Below are 7,227 nucleotides of genomic sequence, written 5' to 3'. Positions count from 1 at the left end.
GCGCGGGGGGGCGCGTCCGTCGGGCTGCGCGAGGGCGACGCCGTGGTGGCGCGGGGTGGGTCAGCGACCCGTCCCGTCCGCCCGGTCGTTCCGGTCCGCGCGCCATGCGCTGGGGGCCATGCCGTAGGCCGCGCGGAACGCCCGGCTGAAGTGGCTGGGGCTCACGAAGCCCCAGCGGCGGGCGACCGCGGCCACCGTGCGGTGCGCGGGCTCGCGCGCGAGGTCACGGCGGCAGCGTTCCAGACGCTGGCCCAGGATCCAGCGCCCGACCGTGGTCCCCTCGCCTTCGAAGACCTTGTGCAGGTAGCGCACCGAGACGCGCTGGGCGGCGGCGACCGTCTCCGGTGAGAGCCGGGGGTCGTGCAGATGGCCGAGGATGTGCTCCTTGGCGAGTGCGAGCACCGCGTGGGGCGGGCCGTCCGCCGGTGGGCCCGAACGTCCGGCGTGTTCACGGGCGAGCACGCCGAGCAGGTCCATGGCGACCTCGGCGAGCGGGAGCGCGGTGTCGTCGTCGAGGCCGTCGGCCTGCCCGGCCAGCCGGGTGAGGTATCCGGCCACCAGGGAGGCGACGCCGTGCTCCGCGCGGAACACGGTGGCGACGAGGTCCCGCACCTCCCGCTCCGGTACGCGCAGCCGGGCGCGCGGCAGATGGAACGCCAGGAACGAGAAGTCCTCGGGCAGCACCTTGCGGAAGACCCGCCCCGAGTCGGAGAGGGCGAACTCCCCCGGCCGCAGGACCACGCTCCTGCCGTCCTGTTCGAGCAGCGCCACGCCGCGCTGCTGGACGGTGAGCGTCAGCCACTCCTCGCCGTCCCGCGCGATGTCCCGGCGGCGCCGGTCGACGGTCTGGGGGCCCGCGCCGACCTCCGCGATCCGGAGGAAGCCGACACTGCGACTGGCGATCACGCCCTCGGCGGGTTCGCGGTCGTGCAGGGTGACGTCCAGCGGGATGAAGGTGTTCGACACCACGTCGTGCCAGTAGGCGTGCCGCTCGGCGGGGGCCAGCGCGGCGGTGGACCGGACGACGGGCACCGGGACGTCCTTCCTGGAGGGCGGGTTGCTTCCGTCCATTCAAGGACGCGGACCGGCCGGGCTCCAGGAAGAACCGCAGGAAGAAGTGGGGCCGCGCGGTCCCGCGTCACGGCTCGAAACCCGGCACCGGGAGACGTGCGCGAGGCCCGGGGCACCTGGCTCACCCCGACCGCGGGGAGCCGCAGAGAGCCGCGGGGAGCACAGGCAGCACAGGGAGGCGCCGGTGCGGACCGAGGGCTCCTTGTTCGGACCGGGGGTTCCCCTGCGCGGACCGGGGACTCCTTTCCGTACGGATCGGGAGCGGCCCGGCGCAGCCTCCGTCCCGACCCGTCCGGCCCGCCCGCCCGGGACCGGTCGCCGCGCTCTCCGCGCAGCCGCCCTCGCGCTCCGGTACGTAAGATCGGACGACCGTACCGACCGCGTCGACGACCACGGGAACGAGCTGCTCCGGCGTGACACCGCAAGACCCCGCCCCCGGCTTCGGGACGCTGCTGCGCCTGCGCCGGCGCGCGGCGGGGCTGACCCTGGAGGAACTCTCCGAGCGGGCCGGGGTCAGCGTGCGGGCCATCGGCGACATGGAGCGCGGGCGCAGCCGCAGTCCGCAGGCCCGCACCGTCTCCTCGCTGGCCGACGCGCTGCGGCTGGACGCCGCCGAGCGGGCCGCGTTCACCGAGGCGGCCCGCGCCGGGCGCCGCCGTCCGGAGGAGTCCGCCGCCGGATGGTGCCCGCTGCCGCCTGACGCCCCCGGCTTCACCGGCCGGGACGCCGAGACCACCTGGCTGCTGCGGGCCTCCCCCGGCACACCGCTCACCGTCGTGTCCGGGGCGCCCGGGACGGGCAAGAGGGCGCTCGCCGTGCACACCGCCCGGCAGGCCGCCGACCGGTACCGCGACGGCTGCCTCTTCCTCGACCTGCGCGGCCTCGACGCCGCGCCCCTCCCGGCGGACGAGGCCCTGCTGAGGCTGCTCGGGGCGCAGGGCGTGCGCGGCCGGGACGTCCCCGCCGACACCGAGGAGCGCGCCGCCCTGCACCGAGCGCTCCTGCGCGACCGGCGGACCCTGCTGGTCCTCGCCGACGCGGCGGACGAGAGCCAGGTCAGGCCGCTGCTGCCGGTGCCGGGCCGGGGCGCCGTCTGGGTGACAGCGCGCCGTGCCCTGACCGGCCTCGAACACGCCAGGCGGCTGCCGCTCGGGCCCTTGTCCGCCGCGTCGGCCGTCGCGATGCTCGGCGCGCTCCTCGGGTCCCGGGGCACCGCGGCCGACGCGCCCGCCCTCGCCGAGATCGCCGGGCACTGCGGCGGGCTGCCGCTGGCGCTGCGCGTCGCGGGGACCCGGCTGGCCACGCGCCCCGGGCCGACCGCGCGGGACCTCGCGGACCGGCTGGCGGCGCGGGAGCGGCGGCTCGGTGAACTCCGCGCCGGGGACCTGAGCGTCGAGTCGGCGTTCGCGCGGTCGTACGCGCTGCTCGACGACGACCGGCGGCTGCTGTTCCGGCGGCTCGCGCTGGCGCCGGGACCCGACGTCGACAGCGACCTCGCGGCGCTCCTCACCGGCCTTCCCGCGCATCTGGCGGAGCAGTCGCTGGACGATCTGGTCGAACTCGGCCTGCTCGTCCCGGTGCGGGGCGACCGGGCCGCCCTCCCCGACCTGCTCCGCCTCTTCGCCGAACGCCGACTGCGCGCGGAGGAGAACCCCGGGGAGATCGACACCGTCCACGACCGCCTGACCGGACGGCGACCCGGCACGGACTCGGACGCCAGGCGCCCCAACGGGTCCCCGTGACAAGCACGTTCGCCGCCCGGGTCGGCCTCGACGGACGCGCCCCGACGGCGCCGGGATGCGGGGGCACAGCCGCCTGCTGCCGTCAGCCTGAGCGGGCTCGCCCCAACGCGGCCGGGTGACCGGCACGTTCGCCTGCTTCCGTCGGCCTGAGCGGGCTCACCCGGCCGCGCCGGGGCGACGGGACACTCCGGCTGCTCTCGTCGGCCGCGACGGGCTCACCTCAACGCGCCGGCGTAACAGGCACGTTCGCCCGCCGTCAGCCAGAGACGGCCGACTGAGTCCACCGTCCCGGGGCGACAACGGGCGGGACACAGACCGCCGTTCGGCCGCCGGATCCCGATGCCGCCGGGGTCGGTGGGGTCGACGGGATCCCCGTCGTCGTCCAGCCCTTCCCCCCTCCCCTCCCCCTCCGCCGGTGCGCGTCGGCAGCTCAGGTGGTCGATGGCTCCCAGCGGGCGATGAGTTCCTCCGCCTCCGCGCGCTGGGTCGTGTGCCCGGCGATCCGCGCCGCCTCCAGCGCCTCGCGGGCCGCGGTGAGCGCGTCCGCCCGCTGCCCCAGACCGGCGAGGGCCCGCGCCCGGCAGAGCAGGGCCTGCCCGCGCAGCACGGGGACGCCGACGCGGACGTCCACCTCCAGCGCGCGCTCCGCCGCCCGCCGCGCGTCGTCCCAGCGGCGCAGTTGCAGCAGCGCCAGCGCCTTGCCGCAGAGGGCGTTCATCGTCGAGTAGTCGGCGATGTGCGGGGCGGGCGCGGTGGCCGGGTCGGCGAGCAGGGCCAGGAGCCGGTCCAGGGTGTCGACGGCCTCCTCGTACCGGCCGATCGAACGCAGGCTCCTGGCGAGCGTGACCAGCGCCGTCGGAAGCCCCTCGCGGCTGCCCTCGGCCTCGAACAGGGCGGCGGCCCGGCGGGCGTACGTCACCGCGGGCTCGTACCGCGCGAGGGTGACGGCGGTGTGGGCCGCGTACGTGTACGCCCACGCCTCCTGCTCCGTGTCGCCCGCCCGTTCGGCGAGCGCCGCCGCCTCCAGCGCGAGCCCGGCCCCCGTCGCGGGGTCGTGACGGCAGTGGAAGTGGGCCCAGGAGAGGTAGTTGGCGTGGGTCGCCTCGGCGGTGAGGTCCCCGAGCGCGCGGGCCGCGTCACGGGAGAGCGCGAACACCTCGTGCCAGTGCCCCCAGAAGGGCCACCGGTCGGAGAACCAGTGCATGGACTCGGCGACGTCCACCACGGTCGCGTGTTCCCCGGCCGCCGCGGCCTCGCGCAGCGCGGTCAGCCAGTGCGCGTGCTCCTCGCGCAGCCAGAGCTGGGCCGCGTTCCGGTCGCCGACGTCGACCAGCGGGTCGGAGTCGGCCGGGCGGGTGTCCTCGCCGGGCTCGAAGCGGCGTCCCGCCGTGCGCGCGGTCCGCAGCAGCCAGGCGCGGAGGGTCGCCTCGGCCGCCCGCCTGGCCTTCGGTGTCTCCTCGGCCTCCAGCGTCCGGCGCGCGTAGAGCCGCAGGAGGTCGTGGAAGGAGGCGCGTCCCGCCGCGTCGTGGCCGAGCAGGCCGAGTTCGACAAGTTCGTCCGTCAGCTCCTCGACGCGCTCCAGGGGCGAGCCGGTCAGGACGGCGCCGAGGACGGGCGTGAAGTCGGCGCCGGTCACCAGGGCGAGCCTCCGGAACAACGCCCGCGCGGGGTCGGTGAGTTGCTCGTAGGAGAGGCTGAACGCGGACCGTACGGCGAGGTCGCCCGCGGTGAGCCGGGCCAGCCGGTGGTCCTCCGCCGCCAGCCGGTCGGCGAGGGCGGACGCCGTCCAGCCGGGCCGGGTGACGAGACGGTTCCCCGCGATGCGCAGCGCCAGGGGCAGCCCGCCGCACAGCTCGGCGATCCGCGCGAGCGCGGCACGTTCCCCCGGGTCACCCGAGTCCACGTCATCGTCGTCGCCAGGGGCAGGGGTGGGGGCAGGGGCAGATCCGGGGGCGGGTTGCGTGCGGGGGGCCGCGGGCGCTCCGGGGAACGGGTCCGCGCCGGATGCCGGTACCGCGCCCGGGGCCAGGGTCGGGGCCGGTTCCCCACCGGAGGACAACTCCACGTCGCGAGTCGGGGCCGCGCCGGGTGTCGGTTTTACGTCGCGGGGCGGTCCCCCACCGCGAGTCGGTTCCCCACCGCGAGTCGGGCTCCCCGGCGACGCGGCTTCCGCCAGGGAGGACAAGTCCGCTCCCGCTCCCGGTTCCACCGGGAAGGCAAGGTCCACCCCCGCCCCCGGTTCCACCGGGAAGGCAAGGTCCGCCTCCGCCCCCGGTTCCACCGCGGAGCGCAGGTCGGCGGGCGAGTCCCCTCGCGACGTCCCCTCCACCGGCGGCAACCCCCCACCCGGCCCCTCCCCCGCGAGGGCGAGCGCGTCGCCGTACGGCGGGGCGGTCGTGCGGCCCGCGGTGATCTCGGCCAGGAGGTGGGTCGCGGTCTCCGTCGGGAGCGGGGCGAGGGGGAGCCTGCGGGCGGCCGGGAGGGCGGTCAGGGCGCGGCGGCTGGTCACCCAGACGGGGCCGGTGCCGGGGGTCGGTAGCAGCGGGAGCACCTGGGACGCGTCGGCCGCGTTGTCGAGCACCAGCAGCACGTCGGCGGCGTCGACGGTCGCCCGGTAGAGCGCCGCGCGGTCATCCGCGCCGGTCGGCAGGTCGCCGTCGGAGACACCGAGCGCCCGCAGCAGCCTGGCCTGGGCGTCGTAAGGGGTGAGGGGTTCGGGGTCGAGGCCGCGCAGGTCGAGGAAGAGGCAGCCGCCGGTGTGCCGCGCGGACACCTCCCTGGCCGCCTGGGCGACGAGCGCCGTCTTGCCGAGCCCCGGGGCGCCGTGCACGACCAGCACCACCCCGCCGTCCGCTCCCCCGCTCCCCTCGCGGAGCACGCGCAGTTCCTCCGTCCGGCCCGCGAAGTCCGGTGTGCCCATGGGCAGTGCGCACAGCCCGCCGGGCACGGTCCGGCGGCGGCGGCCCGCGCGGGCCGCGGCGAGGAGCGCGTCTCTCGCCGCCGGATCGAGACGGAGCGCGTCGGCGAGGGCCTGCACGGTCCGGGCCTGCGGGCCGCGGCTGTGCCCGCGCTCCATGTCCCCGACGGCGCGCGCGGTGACCCCGGACGCGGCGGAGAGTTCGTCGAGGGTGAGTCCCGCGGTGTGCCGGTGGGCGCGCAGCAGCGGGCCGAAGGGGCGCGGAGGCGACTGGCCCACGGATCTGTTCCTCTCCCGGCGGTACGACGTTCACCGTACTGGCTGGTAGGGAGCGGGCGCTGACCGGGTCGTGCGCTCTCGGGCACACGCCGGTGCGCTCCGGGGCCAGAGGGGCACGGGAACGGATCTAGCGTTCCTGGTGTCCGCGCCGGTATGGGTCCGGCGGGGCGCACACCCCACCGCACTCAGGAGAGCCCCATGCACGACGCCACGCCGGTCGAGCCGGTCCTCGAACCCGCCGCCCGAGCGTTCGCCGAGGCGACCGCGAACCCGCCCTACCTCTTCGACCTCGCGCCCGCCGAGGGCCGCAAGGCGGTCGACGAGGTGCAGTCGGGCCCCGTCGAGAAGCCCGCCGTCGACGAGGAGTGGGTCACCGTCGAGGGCGGCCCGACCGGTCAGGTGCGGGTCCGTGTGGTCAGGCCCGCCGGGGTCACCGGCACCCTGCCCGTGATCCTGTACATCCACGGCGCGGGCTGGGTCTTCGGCAACGCCCACACCCACGACCGGCTGGTCCGCGAGCTGGCGACCGGGGTCGGGGCCGCCGTAGTCTTCCCCGAGTACGCCCTCTCCCCCGAGGCCCGCTACCCGGTCGCCGTCGAGCAGAACTACGCGGTGGCCCGCTGGATCGTGACGGAGGGCGCCGCGAGGGGCCTGGACGCGGGGCGTCTCGCCGTCGCCGGTGACTCCGTGGGCGGCAACATGAGCGCGGCCCTCACCCTGATGGCCAAGGAGCGCGGTGACGTGCCGCTGGTCCAGCAGGTGCTGTTCTACCCGGTCACCGACGCGCGCTTCGACACCGCGTCCTACGACCAGTTCGCCGAGGGCTACTTCCTGCGCCGGGACGGCATGCGGTGGTTCTGGGACCAGTACACGACCGACGAGAGCGAGCGCGCGCAGATCACCGCGTCCCCGCTGCGCGCCACCGTCGAGCAGCTCACCGGTCTGCCGCCGGCCCTGGTGATCACGGGCGAGGCCGACGTGCTGCGCGACGAGGGCGAGGCGTACGCCGCGAAGCTGCGCGCCGCGGGCGTCGCCGTCACCGCCGTCCGCTACCAGGGCGTGATCCACGACTTCGTCATGCTCGACGCGCTGCGCGGGACGCACGCGGCCCAGGCCGCCATCGCCCAGGCGGTCGCGGTGCTGCGCGACGCCCTCGGCGCGGCCTGACCCGGGCCGGGGCCCGCGCCCACGCACGGCCGCCCGGCCACCCGGACCCGG

At 76.8% G+C, this 7,227-nt stretch carries 4 protein-coding genes; 2 read left to right on the top strand and 2 right to left on the bottom strand.

The window, feature by feature from the left end; translation table 11 throughout:
- Positions 1-60 precede the first annotated feature (60 nt).
- Positions 61-1,032: an AraC-like ligand-binding domain-containing protein gene (locus GA0115242_RS08540; protein WP_093826236.1), complete on the bottom strand. Its 972-nt coding sequence runs from the start codon at positions 1,030-1,032 to the stop codon at positions 61-63.
- 452 nt (positions 1,033-1,484) lie between these two features.
- On the opposite strand from GA0115242_RS08540, the gene GA0115242_RS08535 reads away from it, so the two are divergent.
- On the top strand, positions 1,485-2,813 hold the full coding sequence (locus tag GA0115242_RS08535) for a helix-turn-helix domain-containing protein (protein WP_093826234.1): 1,329 nt from the start codon (positions 1,485-1,487) through the stop codon (positions 2,811-2,813).
- Between the two features lie 430 nt (positions 2,814-3,243).
- On the opposite strand, the gene GA0115242_RS42285 is transcribed toward GA0115242_RS08535, so the two are convergent.
- Entirely contained in the window at positions 3,244-6,009 is a 2,766-nt protein-coding gene (locus GA0115242_RS42285; RefSeq protein ID WP_093826232.1) for a helix-turn-helix domain-containing protein, read from the bottom strand.
- Between the two features lie 198 nt (positions 6,010-6,207).
- Here GA0115242_RS42285 and GA0115242_RS08525 point away from each other — a divergent pair, with 198 nt between their 5' ends.
- Complete coding sequence (locus tag GA0115242_RS08525) at positions 6,208-7,176, top strand: alpha/beta hydrolase (RefSeq protein ID WP_093826229.1); 969 nt, start codon at positions 6,208-6,210, stop codon at positions 7,174-7,176.
- Positions 7,177-7,227 lie beyond the last annotated feature (51 nt).

Origin of the sequence: Streptomyces sp. SolWspMP-5a-2, from assembly GCF_900091845.1 — a bacterium.
In the GTDB taxonomy this organism is placed as follows: domain Bacteria; phylum Actinomycetota; class Actinomycetes; order Streptomycetales; family Streptomycetaceae; genus Streptomyces; species Streptomyces doudnae.
The sequence above is the reverse complement of the archived record's forward strand: the minus strand, read 5'-3'. Positions and strand labels throughout refer to the sequence as shown.